At 64.8% G+C, this 14161-nt stretch carries 18 protein-coding genes; 7 read left to right on the top strand and 11 right to left on the bottom strand.

Annotated elements, in window-relative coordinates; translation table 11 throughout:
• Positions 1 to 48: 48 nt before the first annotated feature.
• The 4 genes from EPK82_RS12240 to EPK82_RS12235 form a co-directional block, all read right to left on the bottom strand.
• A complete protein-coding gene (locus EPK82_RS12240; RefSeq protein WP_134676740.1) occupies positions 49 to 1749 on the bottom strand; it encodes a putative bifunctional diguanylate cyclase/phosphodiesterase in 1701 nt (566 codons plus the stop codon).
• A 379-nt stretch (positions 1750 to 2128) separates the two neighbouring features.
• Positions 2129 to 2302 (bottom strand): hypothetical protein, encoded by a 174-nt coding sequence (locus EPK82_RS24770; protein WP_167494343.1) that lies wholly within the window; start codon positions 2300 to 2302, stop codon positions 2129 to 2131.
• 176 nt (positions 2303 to 2478) lie between these two features.
• Positions 2479 to 2568, bottom strand: a complete 90-nt coding sequence (locus EPK82_RS25165; RefSeq protein WP_341870008.1) for a helix-turn-helix transcriptional regulator — start codon at positions 2566 to 2568, stop codon at positions 2479 to 2481.
• A 3-nt stretch (positions 2569 to 2571) separates the two neighbouring features.
• The gene (locus EPK82_RS12235) at positions 2572 to 3837 is read right to left on the bottom strand and encodes an NADH:flavin oxidoreductase/NADH oxidase family protein (protein WP_037047967.1); all 1266 of its coding nucleotides are present in this window, start codon (positions 3835 to 3837) and stop codon (positions 2572 to 2574) included.
• A 219-nt stretch (positions 3838 to 4056) separates the two neighbouring features.
• On the opposite strand from EPK82_RS12235, the gene EPK82_RS12230 reads away from it, so the two are divergent.
• Positions 4057 to 5082: an acetoacetate decarboxylase (ADC) gene (locus tag EPK82_RS12230; RefSeq protein ID WP_134676739.1), complete on the top strand. Its 1026-nt coding sequence runs from the start codon at positions 4057 to 4059 to the stop codon at positions 5080 to 5082.
• Between the two features lie 88 nt (positions 5083 to 5170).
• On the opposite strand, the gene EPK82_RS12225 is transcribed toward EPK82_RS12230, so the two are convergent.
• Positions 5171 to 5608 carry a MerR family transcriptional regulator gene (locus EPK82_RS12225; protein WP_134676738.1) on the bottom strand — a complete coding sequence of 146 codons (438 nt, stop codon included), beginning with the start codon at positions 5606 to 5608 and terminating at the stop codon, positions 5171 to 5173.
• 195 nt (positions 5609 to 5803) lie between these two features.
• On the opposite strand from EPK82_RS12225, the gene EPK82_RS12220 reads away from it, so the two are divergent.
• Positions 5804 to 6553 (top strand): substrate-binding periplasmic protein, encoded by a 750-nt coding sequence (locus EPK82_RS12220; RefSeq protein WP_167494342.1) that lies wholly within the window; start codon positions 5804 to 5806, stop codon positions 6551 to 6553.
• Between the two features lie 49 nt (positions 6554 to 6602).
• On the opposite strand, the gene EPK82_RS12215 is transcribed toward EPK82_RS12220, so the two are convergent.
• The 3 genes from EPK82_RS12215 to EPK82_RS12205 all read right to left on the bottom strand — a co-directional run bounded on the left by EPK82_RS12215 (position 6603) and on the right by EPK82_RS12205 (position 8888).
• Entirely contained in the window at positions 6603 to 6989 is a 387-nt protein-coding gene (locus EPK82_RS12215; RefSeq protein ID WP_037047959.1) for a cupin domain-containing protein, read from the bottom strand.
• 65 nt (positions 6990 to 7054) lie between these two features.
• Entirely contained in the window at positions 7055 to 7864 is an 810-nt protein-coding gene (locus EPK82_RS12210) for an AraC family transcriptional regulator (RefSeq protein WP_371923155.1), read from the bottom strand.
• Positions 7865 to 7985: 121 nt separating this feature from the next.
• On the bottom strand, positions 7986 to 8888 hold the full coding sequence (locus EPK82_RS12205; RefSeq protein ID WP_134676736.1) for a LysR family transcriptional regulator: 903 nt from the start codon (positions 8886 to 8888) through the stop codon (positions 7986 to 7988).
• Between the two features lie 101 nt (positions 8889 to 8989).
• Between EPK82_RS12205 and EPK82_RS12200 the strand changes: the two genes are divergently transcribed.
• The 4 genes from EPK82_RS12200 to EPK82_RS12185 all read left to right on the top strand — a co-directional run bounded on the left by EPK82_RS12200 (position 8990) and on the right by EPK82_RS12185 (position 11720).
• Positions 8990 to 9433, top strand: coding sequence for a (R)-mandelonitrile lyase (locus tag EPK82_RS12200; protein ID WP_134676735.1), 444 nt, complete (start codon positions 8990 to 8992; stop codon positions 9431 to 9433).
• A gap of 38 nt (positions 9434 to 9471) precedes the next feature.
• Positions 9472 to 10416, top strand: coding sequence for an alpha/beta hydrolase (locus EPK82_RS12195; RefSeq protein ID WP_134676734.1), 945 nt, complete (start codon positions 9472 to 9474; stop codon positions 10414 to 10416).
• A 76-nt stretch (positions 10417 to 10492) separates the two neighbouring features.
• Complete coding sequence (locus tag EPK82_RS12190) at positions 10493 to 10987, top strand: (R)-mandelonitrile lyase (protein WP_134676733.1); 495 nt, start codon at positions 10493 to 10495, stop codon at positions 10985 to 10987.
• Positions 10956 to 11720: a carboxymuconolactone decarboxylase family protein gene (locus EPK82_RS12185; RefSeq protein WP_134676732.1), complete on the top strand. Its 765-nt coding sequence runs from the start codon at positions 10956 to 10958 to the stop codon at positions 11718 to 11720. Before EPK82_RS12190 ends, EPK82_RS12185 begins: the two co-directional genes overlap by 32 nt.
• A 31-nt stretch (positions 11721 to 11751) precedes the next feature.
• Here EPK82_RS12185 and EPK82_RS12180 read toward each other — a convergent pair whose 3' ends face one another.
• Complete coding sequence (locus EPK82_RS12180) at positions 11752 to 12420, bottom strand: phytanoyl-CoA dioxygenase family protein (RefSeq protein WP_134676731.1); 669 nt, start codon at positions 12418 to 12420, stop codon at positions 11752 to 11754.
• A 155-nt stretch (positions 12421 to 12575) separates the two neighbouring features.
• Between EPK82_RS12180 and EPK82_RS12175 the strand changes: the two genes are divergently transcribed.
• Positions 12576 to 13055, top strand: coding sequence for a hypothetical protein (locus EPK82_RS12175; RefSeq protein ID WP_037047946.1), 480 nt, complete (start codon positions 12576 to 12578; stop codon positions 13053 to 13055).
• A 12-nt stretch (positions 13056 to 13067) separates the two neighbouring features.
• Here the strand turns inward: EPK82_RS12175 and EPK82_RS12170 are convergent, their stop codons facing one another.
• Positions 13068 to 13547, bottom strand: coding sequence for a VOC family protein (locus EPK82_RS12170; protein ID WP_037047943.1), 480 nt, complete (start codon positions 13545 to 13547; stop codon positions 13068 to 13070).
• Positions 13548 to 13647: 100 nt separating this feature from the next.
• Entirely contained in the window at positions 13648 to 14100 is a 453-nt protein-coding gene (locus tag EPK82_RS12165; protein WP_037047941.1) for an Lrp/AsnC family transcriptional regulator, read from the bottom strand.
• Positions 14101 to 14161 lie beyond the last annotated feature (61 nt).

The raw sequence follows: 14161 nt of genomic DNA, 5'->3' as shown, positions 1-14161 counted from the left end.
CAGCAGGACGATCAGTCTCAATGTGGTTTCTTCTTTTCTGCGAGGTGATCAGTTGTGCTCGAGTGCTGGCAGCAGATCCAGGTTCTTGCGCAGTTGCTCGAAGGGCATGGGGCGGCAGTAGAGGTAACCCTGCATCAACTCGCAGCCCAGTGCGAGCAGTTGCTGCGACTGTTCGCTGCACTCCACGCCCTCGGCGACCAGCTCCAGGTCCAGTGCCTGGCCCATGCGCACGATGGCCTCGATGATCGCAGCATCGCTGCGATCCGTCAGCATGTCGCGCACGAAGCTCTGATCGATCTTCAGCACATCGATCGGCAGGCGCTTGAGGTAGGACAGGCTCGAATAGCCGGTGCCGAAGTCGTCGATGGCGATGCGCACGCCCATGTGCTTGAGCTCGTCGAGCAGGGCCCGGGTCTGGTCCATGTCGCGCGCCAGCACCCCTTCGGTGATCTCCAGTTCCAGCAGTTCCGCTGGCAGGCCGGTGTCGTTGAGCACTTCCTTGATCATGTCGAGGAAGGACTCCTCGCGGAACTGCACCACCGAGATGTTGACCCCGACGCACAGGCGCTTGCCCTGGTCGAGCAGCAGCTTGGCGTCGTGGCAGGCCTGGTGGAGGACCTGCTTGCCCATCGGTACGATCAGGCCGGTTTCTTCCGCCAGCGGGATGAACTCGGCAGGGGAGACCAGTTCGCCGTCGGCTCGGCGCCAGCGGATCAGCGCCTCCATGCCGCAACTCTGCTGACGACTGACATCGAAACGAAGCTGGTAAAAGACTTCGAAGACCCCCGACTCCAGCGCGCTGCGCATGTGGCTTTCGAGCAGGTGGCGGGCTCTGGCATCGCTCTCGATGCTCTGGGAGAAGAAGCGATAGCGGTTGCGACCCTCCTGCTTGGCCTGGTACATCGCGGCATCGGCCTGGCGATAGAGGGATTCGAGGTCGTCGCCGTCATCCGGGAACACGCTCACGCCGATGCAGGCGGACAGGTCGAAGCGACTGCCGGCGATGTTCATCGGCATCGCGATGACTTCCAGCAAGCGCTCCACGTAGTCGCTGATCACCTCCGAGCGCTGGATATCGGTCACCAGGATGACGAACTCATCACCGCCCTGGCGGCTGACGGTGTCGAGGTTGCGTGATACCTCGGTCAGGCGTGCGCTGACCTCCTTGAGAATCAGGTCGCCCGTCGAGTGGCCCAGGGTGTCGTTGATGCCCTTGAAGTTGTCCAGGTCCAGCAACAGCAGGGCGAGGCGGCTGCCGCTGCGCCGCGCTTTCTGCAGCATCTGCTCGGCGCGGTCGCGCAGCAGCATGCGATTGGGCAGGTTGGTCAGCGCGTCGAAGTAGGCCAGCCGCTTGGCTTCCGTCCGCAGGTTGAGGTGCGCACGGACATGGGCGCGCACCACGGGAATGCTCAGCGGTTTCTGGATGAAGTCGATGGCGCCTTGCTCCAGCGCCGCCACTTCATTCTCCGTCTGGGTGTGCGCGGTGACGAACAGGATGGCGGCATCGCACAGCTTGGCGTCGGCCTTGATCAGGCGGCACAGCTCGAAACCGCTCATGCCGGGCATCTCGATATCCAGCAGGACCACATCGGGCCGACAGAACCGTGCGACCTCCAGCGCCATGCGTCCGTCATGAGCGATATGCACCTGCGCCAGCTCACCGACCGCCTCTTGCAGGATTCTGATGTCGCTGGACTGGTCATCGACGATGAGAATGACGGGAGACGGGTCGAACCTGTTTTCAGACATGCAATAGCTCCGGAACTCCACTTTCCTGAGGGTGAGACTAGACCAGTTCGTGACATGTGCAGGGCGTTTGCGCCGTGGTTCATGGCAGATAGTCAGCCGGTGCAGGGAGGGCCCGACGCTGGCGGTGCCGCGGCGGATTGGCTGCTCCGTGGCAACTGCGAGATTCAGGGCGTTTGGCGTCGGACTGGCCAGGGTTTGGCGAGGGGCGACGCGCCCGGACGAGAGGGCTGCGCTGGGGGCGGAAATCGGATGGGCGGTCGTGCCGTAGGTGGCTGTCGCCAGGCGCGGAAGGGCCCGAGGTTTCGGATCAGGGCCGACAAGGGCGCTGCAAAGCGGGAAGGCTGCTGCCGTTTTTCACGAAAACGGCAGCAGTCTCGGATCATCCTTGTGGCTGTGCCTCTTCCAGCGATCTGCGGTAGGCGTCGGCTTCGTCCTGCGAGGGGAAGATGCCGACCAGCTCTCCATTCTGGATCACATCCCAGACCACGGCTCCCATGGCGCGGGCTTCACGGGAAAGATGTTCGCTGTCACGCTCGTGCACGATCACGTTCATGCTTGTCTCCTCGAAATACGGATGCGGCGAAATGTCGCATTCCGTTTATACGCTTCGTTAGCAAGCTAATTAAACCGCCGATCTGGCAAAGGACTGTTGCACCCATGCAACGAGCGAAATGGATTTTTCGTTGTCAAGGGGCACTCGGCGCCGGCGCGTGGCCGTGGCATGCGGGGTCAGGCACGCCCGTATTGCTGGCGATATTGCGCGGGCGTCAAGCCGGTCAGCGCCTTGAACAGGCGCCGCAGATTGGTCGCGCTGCTGATACCTCAGGATGGCGAAGTGCTGACGTTCTGATCCCGGCCTGCCGCGCGCTGCGTCATCCAGCGCCGGTACTGGCGAGTCCGGAAGATGTCCTTCACCTGCTGCGTCAGCAGTGCCCACAACGGCGACACGCCGGGCTGGCTGTCCCGGCCCTGGCTGAGCTTGTGCAGCTGGTATTTCACCACTGCCATGTTCGCCAGCGAGGCCAGCACCTTGTTCTTCCAGGTGATCGGCGGCAGTTGCGGGGCGCTGCCCAGGCCGAGTTGCCAGTCGCGCGGCAGGTTCGGCTCGATGGCCAGCGCGGTGCCGATGCCGACCATCTCGATGCCGCTGGCCAGCACGTCCTGGGCGATCGGTGCGCGACGGATACCGCCGGTGACCATGATCGGCATGTGCGCCACCGCGCGAATCTCGCGGGCGAATTCGAGGAAGTAGGCCTCACGCGCCAGGGTGCGCCCATCGCGTGTCTGGCCCTGCATGGCCGGGGCCTCGTAGCTGCCGCCGGACAGTTCGACCAGGTCCACATCCAGCTCGTTGAGCAGGCGCACCACTTGCTGTGCGTCGTCGGCACTGAAGCCGCCGCGCTGGAAGTCCGCGGAGTTGAGCTTGACTGCCACGGCGAAGCCGGGTGAGACCACGCCGCGCACTGCCTTGACGATCTCCAGCAGCAGGCGTGCGCGGTTCTCCAGCGAGCCGCCCCACTGGTCACTGCGCTGGTTGGTCAGGGGCGACAGGAACTGGTTGAGCAGGTAGCCATGGGCGGCGTGAACTTCCACCCCGGTGAAACCCGCCTGTTCAGCCAGGCGCGCGGTGCGGGCGAAGCGCTCGATCACGTCCTCGATCATCGCCTCGGTCATCGCCTGCGGCGTGGCGAAGCGCTTCGACAGGTTGCCCAGCTCCAGCGGCACCGCCGAGGGCGCCCAGGTCGGTTGGCCCAGGTTGGCCTGCATCTGCCGGCCAGGGTGATTGATCTGCAGCCAGAACTGCGCCCCCTTGGCGCGGCCAATGCGGGCCCAGCGCTGGAAGCGGGCCAGCTGCTGCTCATCCTCCAGCACCACGCCACCCGGCCCGGTCATGGCGCGTCTGTCGACCATCACGTTGCCGCTGATCAGCAGGCCGCTGCCGCCGTCCGCCCAGGCCTCATACAGGCGCAGCAGCGGTTCGGACGGTGCATGGTCGGTGTCCGCCATGTTTTCTTCCATCGCCGCCTTGGCGATGCGGTTGGGAAGGGTAGAGCCATTGGGCAGGGTGAGACTGTCGAACAGATTCATGGGGGGCTTCCTCGGCTGAGCGTGAGGTGACCTTAACTTTAAAGTTCACTTTAATGTCAATGGCCCATTTCATCCCGGAACAGTATTTTTGCAACCCTGAAAGAACAGCGTTCGAGCCGCTTGACCTTAAAGTTCTGTTTAACCTTAGGGTTGCCGCGTCTGCCCGGAGGTCGCTCCGATGGCAGGGGACTTATCGATTCCTCAACGCGGATAACGACGATGGAGCAGTTTGCCGAGCTTACACAACGCCTGAAACGCCAGCGCATTGCGCTGCTGACGGGGATGGTTCTCCATGCCGTCGCCATGCCCCTGTGGGCGCAGGATGCCAGCGTGCCCAGTGCCACGGTCGACATCGCCGGGCACACCGTGCCGGTGGTGGCGGGCGGGCTCTACGATCGCTTTCACTCCAACCCGCCGCTGTCGGTCATCGCGGCCGAGGCGCCAGATGTCGACCTCAGTTGGTTTCGCGGGCTGGCGAAAACCCGCGTGGACATCGGCTTCGAGTCCTACTCGCCCAATTTCTACTACCGCAACAGCCGCGTGACGGCAGTGTTCACCGCCGATCTGCAGCGCTTGCGCGCGCTGATGCCGGCCGAGGTGCTGGCACAGGTGCAGCCGTTGCAGGTCTGGCCGGGCAGGGGACTGGTGGCGTTCACCGCCTACGCCTATCACTACTGCGATAACGACAGCTACAACGAGGTTGCGCTGTCCATCGTCACCAGCAAGCCCGGGCATTCCAGCCTGGGGCCCATCAGCCTGGCCGGCCAGGCGCTGTCCAGGGACTTCTGGGGCTATGTGCTCAAGCTGCCGGTCAACACCGAACTGGCGCGGGTACGCGGGGTGGTCGGCTACAACCTGCCGAAGTGGCTGACGCCCATCGACTATCGCGAGACCGACAAGAGCCTGATCTTCGAAATTGCCGACAGTGCGACCGGTCAGCCGGACGTGGTCTTCGAAGCGCAGAAGCTCGACGCGCCCTCCAGCGAGCCGGAGCTGGTGACCAACAGCTTCACCAATATCGGTCACGACGGCGAGCTGGCTTACGGCTATGCGGTTTCCCGGCAGCTGAGCCATGCCTCCAGCTCGGATGCGGCGGCAGTAAAACTGACGCTCAGCCAGGGCAGCCTGTCGGCCTACATTCAGTCGTTGCAGCTGGGCAGGATGCTGAAGTACGAGTACGTGCCGGACTTCCAGAGCGCGCTCTACGCACCTGAGCCGCTGGCGCGAATGCTCGCCCGGGAGTGATCAGGCGTCGTCGGTAGCGGCCGTTCTGCCGGGTGTAGGGGTTGGCCGGCTCGTCAGCACAGGCCGCGCTGGCGAGTCGGCTGCCTGCCTACCTCTTCACGCGCTTGCCCGCCTCGTTCATCTCCCCCAGATTCATCTTCGACAGGACCCGCTTGGCGTTGGCTGCACAGTCCAGGTCACCGGGTTTGCTCTCGATCTCGTGGATCAGCGCGAGCAGGTGCGTCTTGCTCTGGGCGAGCCGCTGCTCCAGCGCTTCGATGTCGCGGACCTTGCCCTGCAGGGTGTCGAGCAGCTTGCCATGCTCCCATTGCGACAGGTCCTGCGGCAGCAGGCTGCGCAGCTCGTCGAGGCTGAAACCGGCCTGCTGGGCGGTGGTGATCAGGTTGAGCACCAGCACGGCTTCTTCCGGGTAGCTGCGATAGCCGTTCGCCTGACGCTCCACCAGCTTGAGCAGGCCGATGCTCTCGTAGAAGCGGATACGCGAGGCTGCAAGCCCCGTGCGCGTCGCCAGTTCACCAATCTTCATCTCTGTCCCGCCACTCTGAAAGGTCGTCCGATTAAGCCTAACTTTAACCTTCAGGTCTGGCCATGAGCGACCTCGGGTGCATGCGGGTTTGGCGAAATGTGCCCGGCAGGGTGCAATGCTTCGCGTCTATGCTTGTCTGACTTTTCAATCCGGCAAGTCTCCGGCTCGCGACAACTTCTTCACCAGGCAGACCATTTGAAGCGTTCGATACTCACCGCAGCCCTGCTGTGTCTGCTCCTGAGCCCGCTGGCCCGCGCGGATGCGTATCGAGTGATCACCGAAGAGTGGGCACCCTACAACTATCGGGAAAATGGCCGGCTCACGGGCATGGCCACGGAGATCGTGCGGGCGATCATGGCACTGACCGGTGATGACTTCGAGATCACCCTGCTGCCCAGCATGCGCACCACGCGCACGCTGCAGAGCCAACCGCGCACGATCATGTATTCGCTGTTTCGCACCCGCGAGCGCGAGCCGCTGTACAAGTGGGTGGGGCCGATCCTCGAAGAGTCCATCCATCCCTATCAACGGGCCGATACGGCACAGCCGATAGACACCCTGGAGCAACTGCTGCAGGCGCCACGTGTCACCACCCGGCATGCCGGCCTGGTTCCCGATGTGTTGCAGTCGCTGGGGTTCACCAACCTGGACAGGAGTGCGGCGGAGAGCTATCAGCTCTACCGCATGCTGCTGGCGGGGCGCACCGAGGTGATAGCGGGGGACACCGATGCCGGCGTGGCGTACTACTGTCGGCAACTGAACATCGCTGCCGATGCGCTGCGGCAGATCCCCGTCGAGCTGTATCGCTCGTCGTTGTACATCGCCTTCAGCCGGGACAGCGACGATGCCCTGGTCAGCGCCTGGGCCGACGCCCTGGAGCAGCTGCGCCTGTCGGGAGAGCTCGCCCGTATCCAGAGGCGCTACGAGCAGATGCCGGAGCGCTAGAGCCAGGGCGCAGAGCCAGCAGGGGCTCTGCGCGGGTGGCGGGCTCGCTTCAGATCCAGCGATCGTTCTGCGCCGTGCGCTCGCCACCTTCTTCGCCGGTATTGAGCACGCCACGGGGTTCGATGAGCATCATCTTCACCTCCTGCGCGGCGTAGGGCTTGTGCTCGACGCCGCGGGGCACCACGTAGAGTTCGCCGGCTTGCAGCAGCACGTGGCCATCGCGAAAGTCGATACGCAGCTGGCCTTCGAGGACGAAGAAGGCTTCGTCGGTGTCGGCATGCGAGTGCCAGATGAAGTCACCTTCGATGCGGACCACCTTGAACTGGTAGTCGTTCATCTCGGCGACCACTCTGGGCGACCAGTGCTCGTCGATCAGCGCCAGCTTCTGCTGCAGGTTGATCGCTTGGGTGGCCGGGGTAGGGGATTGCTGGGTCATGCGGGGGCTCCTCGTTCTGGTTGTCACCAGCCTAGCGAGGCGCCGCGGAGGCTTCTTGTACGATCCTACAGCTTGAGCATGCCGAGCCAGCGTGCCGGTGACAGGCCGAAGGCGCGGATGAAGTGGCGTGTCATGTGGCTCTGGTCGAAGAAACCGGCGATCAGTGCGGCATCGGCCAGTGCCACGCCGGCATGCATCAGCGCGCGGCAATGGTCGAGGCGGCGCAGGGTGACGTAGCGGTAGGGGCTGGTACCGAACAGGGCGCGGAAATCCCGTGACAGGCTCCAGCGATCCCGGCCGCTGGCGTGTTCCAGGTCGTCCAGGGCGATGTTCGTGTCGAGGTGGGCATGGATGTAGGCACGGGCGCGTTCCGCTGCGACGTAGTCGAAGGCGCGGCGGCCGCGACGCTGGCCGGCCACGGCTTGCAGCGCGTGGGCCAGGTCATAGATGGCGTCGTCTTCCTCCAGCGTTTCGAACGCATGGTCCATGGTCTGCAGGAAGGACTCGCTGGCGTGGCGCAGACGGATGTCGTCGGAGAGGCCGCCGGCGATGAAGGGCAGGGGCCGACCACCGAGCACCTGCTGGATCAGCACCGGGTCGATGTAGAGCATGCGGTAGCGAAAGCCTTCGTCGGTGCCGGCCATGCCATCGTGCACCTCGTCGGGGTGCAGCACCAGCGTGCCGCCAGGCAGGCTGTGGCGCATGGCGCGGCGATAGCGAAAGCTCTGCACGCCGGACAGCGTGCGGCCGATGGCGTAGGTGTCGTGGCGGTGCGGATCGTAGCCGTGGCCGCTGAAATACGCCTCGATGCGTTCGATCCTTCCCGGCATCTGGCTATGCCGGACCCAGTCACGTTCAGCACTGCGTCGACTCACGGACGAGACTCCTGGCCATCGATGCGATGGCGGTTGACCCGCCACATGTTAAGGCAATGGCGTGCGAGAAGGCGATCCGTCGCCACGCTCGGCCTGCCTGCCGAGCATGCAGAACGTCTCGTCAACCTGGCGCCTGCCAGTCGCGCAGTGCATCCAGCACCACGCGGAAGGCGGCCGTCTGCTGGCGCCGGCTCGGGTAGTACAGGTGATAGCCAGGGAAACTGTCGGACCATGCCCCGAGTACCTCGGTCAGCGCTCCGCTGTCCAGATAGGGCCGTACCTGGGTATCCGGTAGCTGCGCCAGGCCGACGCCGGCCAGGCAGGCATCGAGGATCTGCAGCACGCTGTTCATGATCAGGGGGCCGCCGACACGTACGCGGAATTCGTTCTCGCCGCTGCCGAACTCCCAGGAGTAGAGGCCGCCGTGCGTGGGCAGGCGCAGGTTGATGCAGCGATGCGCGGTCAGCTCCTCCGGACGGCGCGGGGTACCGTACCGCGCCAGATAGCCAGGGGTGGCCACGGTGACCATGCGCATCTCGGGACCGATGGGAACGGCGATCATGTCCGCGTCGATGATGCCGCCCAGGCGTATGCCGGCATCGAAGCGTTCGGCAACGATGTCGGTGAGCCCGTAGTCGGTGATCAACTCCACCACCACGTCCGGGTAGGTCTCCAGCAGCGTCGCCAGCTTGGGCCAGACGACTTGGCGGGCAGCGAACTCGTCGGCGGTGATGCGCACCGTACCGGACGGGTGCTGGCGCAGGTCGGAGATGGCGCTCAGGTGCGCGTCGATGCGCTCGAGCAGCGGCGCGATCTCGAGCAGCAGCTTCTCTCCCGCTTCGGTGCGCGTGACGCTGCGGGTCGTGCGCGTCAGCAGGCGCACCCCAAGGCGCTCCTCCAGGCCGCGTATGGTCTGGCTGACTGCCGAAGGCGAGACGCCGAGGCGCGCGGCGGCGCGGGTGAAGTTGCGCTCCCGTGCCACCGCGATGAAAACCACCAGATCATCCATGCCGCTTGTGAACATTGTTAAGTACTGCTTCATGCCGAGTTAATTATTTTGCGTATACACGAATCAATCTGCCGTCGCTACCTTTGTCTCCTCGAGCAACGAATGAGGTGACCGACATGAGTGACAGCGATCTGGCCAGTGCCGACATGCAGGTTCACCGCGCAGGGTCGAGCCAGGCCATCGTCGGCCCGGCCGAGTGGTTCACCGGGCGTGTGCGCATCGACCGCATCTTCAATGCGCCGGCTCCTGCGCGGGTTGGCGTCGCGGTGGTCAATTTCGAACCAGGGGCGCGGACCAACTGGCATACCCATCCGCTGGGCCAGGTACTGCTGGTGACCGATGGCGTGGGCTGGACACAGTGCGAGGGTGGGCCGAAGACCGAGATTCGCCCCGGCGACCTGATCTGGTGCAACTGCGGCCGCCGCCACTGGCACGGTGCAACCGACAGCAGCGCCATGCAGCACATCGCGATCAACGAGTCGCTCGATGGCAAGCCGGTCGACTGGCTGGCGCCGGTGACGGACGCCGAGTTCCTCGCCGGCCCGGTGAAAAAGGACTGAGCCGCCGTCATTCCCTTCCCCTCAAACAGGAGCCTCTCATGAGCAACTACATTTTCGCGTTGAGTGAGCAGGTGCGCCGCCAGCCGGTCAGCTATCGCAATCGCTTCGGCATCGAGCTGGCCGGCGACCTCTACCTGCCCGCTGACTTCCACAGTCGTGACGACTGGCCGGCCCTGATCATCGGCGCGCCTTATGGCGGGGTTAAGGAGCAGGGGCCGGGCGTGTACGCCAACGAACTGGCCCAGCGCGGTTTCGTGGCACTGACCTTCGATGCCTCGCACAATGGTGAATCCGGCGGTTCGCCGCGGCGTCTGTCGTCGCCTGAGCTGTTCGTCGAGGATTTCCACGCGGGTGTCGACTTTCTCGGCAACCAGGCTGGCATCGCACGTGATGCCATCGGCGTGATCGGCATCTGCGGCTCCGGTGGCTTCGGCCTCAGCGCCGCGCAGGTCGACCCGCGCATCAAGGCCGTGGCCACCGTGAGTCTGTACGACATCTCGCGCCTGCATGCCGAGGGCTTTGCCGGCAGTCTGGACGAGGCCGCACGCAGGGCGACGCTGCAGGCCCTGGCCGAGCAGCGCTGGAGCGAGTTCGCCAGCGGGCGGGCGACGCTGGGCGAGCGCGGAGCACCGTTGCAGATCGATGCCGATACACACCCGATAGGCCGCGAGTTCGGCGAATTCTATTCACGGCCACGCGGCTATCACGCCAATTCCAGCACCCAGTTCACCCAGACCTCGGCACAGGGCTTCATGAACTTCCCGCTGCTGGACAAGCTGCAGTGGATCTCGCCACGGCCGCTGCTGCTGATCGTCGGCGAGCACGCCCATTCGCGCTTCTACAGCGAGGACATCTACGCCGCTGCCAGCGAGCCGAAGACGTTGCTGGTGGTGCCCGGCAGCAATCACGTCGACCTGTACGACCGTACCGATGTGATTCCTTTCGACCAGCTGCAGGCGTTCTTCCACGACGCCCTGCAATGACCAACCGCCAGCTGACGGGGAGCCCGCCGGCCGACAGTGGTTGCACCGCACGTCAACTCAAGGAGATGTGATCAGCATGAACAAGCGGATTTTCACCGCGGCGCTTTGCGTCGCGGTCCTGCAGACCGGCCCAGCCCGCGCTGCAGATACGGGCGGGGGCGAGCAGCAGATCGTGCGTGCCGGCACTCAGGCCTCGATCGCCGGCCCGGAGCGGTTCTTCACCGGCCGTGCGCGGATCGACCCGATCTGGCCGGCCGATGAGCACATCAATACCTCCGGTGCGCTGGTTACCTTCGAGCCTGGTGCACGTTCGGCCTGGCATACCCATCCGGCCGGTCAGCGTCTGCTGGTTACCGCCGGCGTCGGCCTGACCCAGGAATGGGGCAAGCCGGTCCGGGTAATCCGCCCCGGCGACGTGGTCTGGTGTCCGCCAGGCGTCAAGCACTGGCACGGCGCGGCTCCGGACACGGCGATGACCCATATGGCGATCACCGCGACCCTGGACGGCAAGAACGTCAACTGGCTGGAGAAAGTGAGCGATGAGCAGTATGGCCAAACGCATCGGGACTAGGTCAGGCCTGGCCATCGCTGCACTCGGCGTCGTTCTGGGCCTCGGCGAACCGGCGCGCAGCGCCATCGCCGAGGAGAACCCGGAGCAACCCGCCAGCAGCCGTGCAACCCTCGATTCACGTCAGCAGGCCATCGTGCCGATCGCTGCGTTCGCTGCCGCCGGTGATATCGCGAGGCTCAACGGCGCCCTCGAACAGGGCCTCGACCTCGGCATGAGCATCAGCGACGCCCGCGAGGTGCTGGTACAGCTCTACGCCTATGCGGGTTTTCCGCGCAGTCTCAATGCGCTGTCCGAACTGATGAGGGTCGTCGAGGCACGCAAGGCCAGGGGCATCGAAGATGCGCCCGGGCGCGAGCCCAGTCAGCCCGTGCCCAAGGGCGATGCGCTGCTGGCTGCCGGCACGGCCAACCAGACCAGGCTGGCCGGAGCCGTGGTCGAGGGGCCGTTGTTCGACTTCGCCCCGGTAGCCAACGAGTACCTGCGCGCTCACCTGTTCGGTGCCATCTTCGAACGTGACAACCTCGACTGGCAGAGCCGTGAACTGGCGACCCTGAGCATGCTCGCGGCACTGCCCGGCGCCGAGGCGCAACTGCAGGCGCACATGCGCATGAGCATGAACATCGGTGTCAGTGCCGCACAGTTACGGCAGCTGAGCGAGGTGCTGGGGGAGCGCGTCACCGTCGAAGCTGCCGAGCGCGCCCAACAGGCGCTGCAGCGCCAGCTGAGCCCGTAACAGGTTTCGGCCCGGCTGGCCTTCGCACAGGCTAGCCGGCGCTCGGCAGATGATCCGCAGGGTCGAAGCGCTCGCCGGTGTCCAGGCGAATTCCGCGCAGGTGCCGGGTGTGCAGGTACGAGGCATGCAGTGCCTCGGCGAAGTAGCTGATCAGGAGCGAGCGGCGACGTGCGCCGCTCGGGTTCAGGCTGCCCGCGTGAATCAGGTCGACATCGAACAGCAGGATGTCACCGGCCAACCCGCAGAGCTGCACGGCGAGGGATTCGTCAGGCGGCGCTCCCGGCTGCGTCCGATGGCTGCCGGGCACGATGCGGGTGGCGCCGTTGTCCTGGCCGTAGTCGTCGAGGTACACCAGGGCATTGGCGATGTCGCCCGGGCGTTGCTGTGACAGATCGCGATGCAGTTGCTGATGGCCACCGCCTGCCAGGGGTTCGCGGCCTTCCACCTGGGCGATGAAGAAACGCTCGCCAATCAACGCACTCACCCCCGCCAGAAGCAGCGGCAGGCGGCAGATGGCCAGGACCTGCGCATCATCGTCGAGCTGCGCGTGGCGCCAGTCCGCACCTCGCGGCACGGGCCACTGATCCGAAGGTCTGACACGGGCATCGAACAGGCCGCGCAGCGCGTCCAGCCCATCCGCCGGCACGGCCTGGCGCAGCAGCACGTAGCCGTCCTGACGCAGGCGTTCATGGTCGATCATGGCGTTGTCCTTCTACTCGATGGCGGTCACGGGCCGCTCCCGCCGCGATCCTGCAACGGCAAATTCACCCACAGCCCGTGAGCAAGACTGCATACAATGCGCGCCTGATCATTTCGAGCCATGCACATGGCTGCCCCGAACGAGGAATACGCCCCATGGCCTCCCCAGACAAGCAGAAGAAACGCGCCCAGCGGGCCAAGGCCAAGGCCAAGCAGAACCGCATGGGCAAGCCGAAGAGTCATCCCATCCATCCGTTGCTGGCCAACGCGCAGATCGATGAGCCGTTCGATGATGTGGAGATCGACCTGAGCACCTTCGACTTCGCCGACATCAAGGAAAACGGTTTCGACCCGGCGCATTTCGACGACCTGTTCCAGGCGATGGCAGCGGCCGAGGGCATCAGCCTGCTCGCACTGTGCCTGGTGTTCCTGCAATACCCGGTGCTGGAACTGGTGGTTGCCGAAGAGGCGCAGGATGACGCGACCGATTTCATGATGGGCCTGCTGATCGCCTATCGTGCAGCCTTCCACGACGAAGACGAAGAGGCCGCCGTGACCTGGATCGGCAGCGACGCCTTCCAGGCTGCCTACAACGACGCCTCGACTATCCTGCAGCGGAAGAACGCGCGCGGCTGATTCCCCCATCGTTCAGCCTTGCAACGCGGCCTCTATCCTGGCGATGTCGATCTTGCTCATGGTCATCATCGCCTCGAAGGCACGCCGGGCCGCCGCACGGTCCGGGCTGCCGATGGCGGCCGTGAGGATGCGCGGGGTGATCTGCCAGGATATCCCCCACCTGTCCTTGCACCAGCCGCACTCGCTGGCCTGACCGCCGTTGTCGATGATCGCCTGCCACAGGCGATCGGTTTCGGCCTGATCGTCGGTCGCCACCTGGAACGAGAAGGCCTCGTTGTGGCGGAACAGCGGGCCGCCGTTGAGTCCCAGGCAGGGGATACCCATGACGTCGAACCTCACCGTCAGCACATCGCCCTGCTGGCCGGAGGGGTAGTCGCCGGGGGCGTGGTGCACGGCCAGCACGGCGCTGTCGGGAAAGGTCTCGGCATAGAAGGTGGCTGCCTCCAGCGCGTCGCGGTCGTACCAGAGGCAGATGGTGTTCTTGCTGTTCATCCTGAATGTCCACGGTTGCAGCATGGACTCCAGAGTCTAGACGCGCGGCTGCCGGTGGCCCTGCGGATGGCGCATGAACCCGCGTGTTGCTAAAGCCTCGTCAGGAGCGGGTGCTCTTGCTGCTGTCCATCACGATATGGCTGGTGATGGACGAGACGTGGGGCAGGGTGCCCAGCACGTTGGTGTGGAAGTCCTTGTAGGCGCCGATGTCGGCCACCTCGACGCGTAGCAGGTATTCAACCGCGCCGGTGATGGTGTGGCACTCCACGACCTCGGGCGCCTCGGCAATGGCCCGTTCGAACGCTTCGAGGCTGGCCTTGGTGTGCTTGGACAGCCCCACCGTGAGATAGACCACGCAGCCGATGCCGAGTCGCGACCTGTCGATCACCGCCTTGTAGCCGGTGATCACGCCGCTGCGCTCCAGTTCCTGCACGCGTCTCAGGCAGGCGGAGGGCGACAGCCCCACCTGCTCGGCCAGCTTCACGTTGGTCTGGCGGGCGTCTCTGGAAAGCTCGTGCAATATACGTTGGTCTATTCGATCGATATTGGTCATATCTTGTGCTTCGTTCGCTATGGCATCAATGAATTGCAATCGAATTGCGCGCTAAGGGCAA

It is taken from the genome of Ectopseudomonas khazarica, assembly GCF_004521985.1.
Classification (GTDB): Bacteria; Pseudomonadota; Gammaproteobacteria; order Pseudomonadales; family Pseudomonadaceae; genus Aquipseudomonas; species Aquipseudomonas khazarica.
Note: the sequence above shows the minus strand (reverse complement) of the source record. Positions and strands in the feature narration are given on the sequence as shown.

Bases quoted from the DNA above. Each gene is read 5' to 3' on its own strand.
- EPK82_RS12215 (WP_037047959.1), bottom strand. From the start codon at position 6,989: ATGACCCAGCAATCCCCTACCCCGGCCACCCAAGCGATCAACCTGCAG.
- EPK82_RS12180 (WP_134676731.1), bottom strand. From the start codon at position 12,420: ATGATCGACCATGAACGCCTGCGTCAGGACGGCTACGTGCTGCTGCGC.
- EPK82_RS12225 (WP_134676738.1), bottom strand. From the start codon at position 5,608: ATGAAGATTGGTGAACTGGCGACGCGCACGGGGCTTGCAGCCTCGCGT.
- EPK82_RS12205 (WP_134676736.1), bottom strand. From the start codon at position 8,888: ATGTTCACAAGCGGCATGGATGATCTGGTGGTTTTCATCGCGGTGGCA.
- EPK82_RS12195 (WP_134676734.1), top strand. From the start codon at position 9,472: ATGAGCAACTACATTTTCGCGTTGAGTGAGCAGGTGCGCCGCCAGCCG.
- EPK82_RS12200 (WP_134676735.1), top strand. From the start codon at position 8,990: ATGAGTGACAGCGATCTGGCCAGTGCCGACATGCAGGTTCACCGCGCA.
- EPK82_RS12235 (WP_037047967.1), bottom strand. From the start codon at position 3,837: ATGAATCTGTTCGACAGTCTCACCCTGCCCAATGGCTCTACCCTTCCC.
- EPK82_RS12230 (WP_134676739.1), top strand. From the start codon at position 4,057: ATGGAGCAGTTTGCCGAGCTTACACAACGCCTGAAACGCCAGCGCATT.
- EPK82_RS12170 (WP_037047943.1), bottom strand. From the start codon at position 13,547: ATGAACAGCAAGAACACCATCTGCCTCTGGTACGACCGCGACGCGCTG.
- EPK82_RS12175 (WP_037047946.1), top strand. From the start codon at position 12,576: ATGGCCTCCCCAGACAAGCAGAAGAAACGCGCCCAGCGGGCCAAGGCC.
- EPK82_RS12165 (WP_037047941.1), bottom strand. From the start codon at position 14,100: ATGACCAATATCGATCGAATAGACCAACGTATATTGCACGAGCTTTCC.
- EPK82_RS12185 (WP_134676732.1), top strand. From the start codon at position 10,956: ATGAGCAGTATGGCCAAACGCATCGGGACTAGGTCAGGCCTGGCCATC.
- EPK82_RS12240 (WP_134676740.1), bottom strand. From the start codon at position 1,749: ATGTCTGAAAACAGGTTCGACCCGTCTCCCGTCATTCTCATCGTCGAT.
- EPK82_RS12190 (WP_134676733.1), top strand. From the start codon at position 10,493: ATGAACAAGCGGATTTTCACCGCGGCGCTTTGCGTCGCGGTCCTGCAG.
- EPK82_RS24770 (WP_167494343.1), bottom strand. From the start codon at position 2,302: ATGAACGTGATCGTGCACGAGCGTGACAGCGAACATCTTTCCCGTGAA.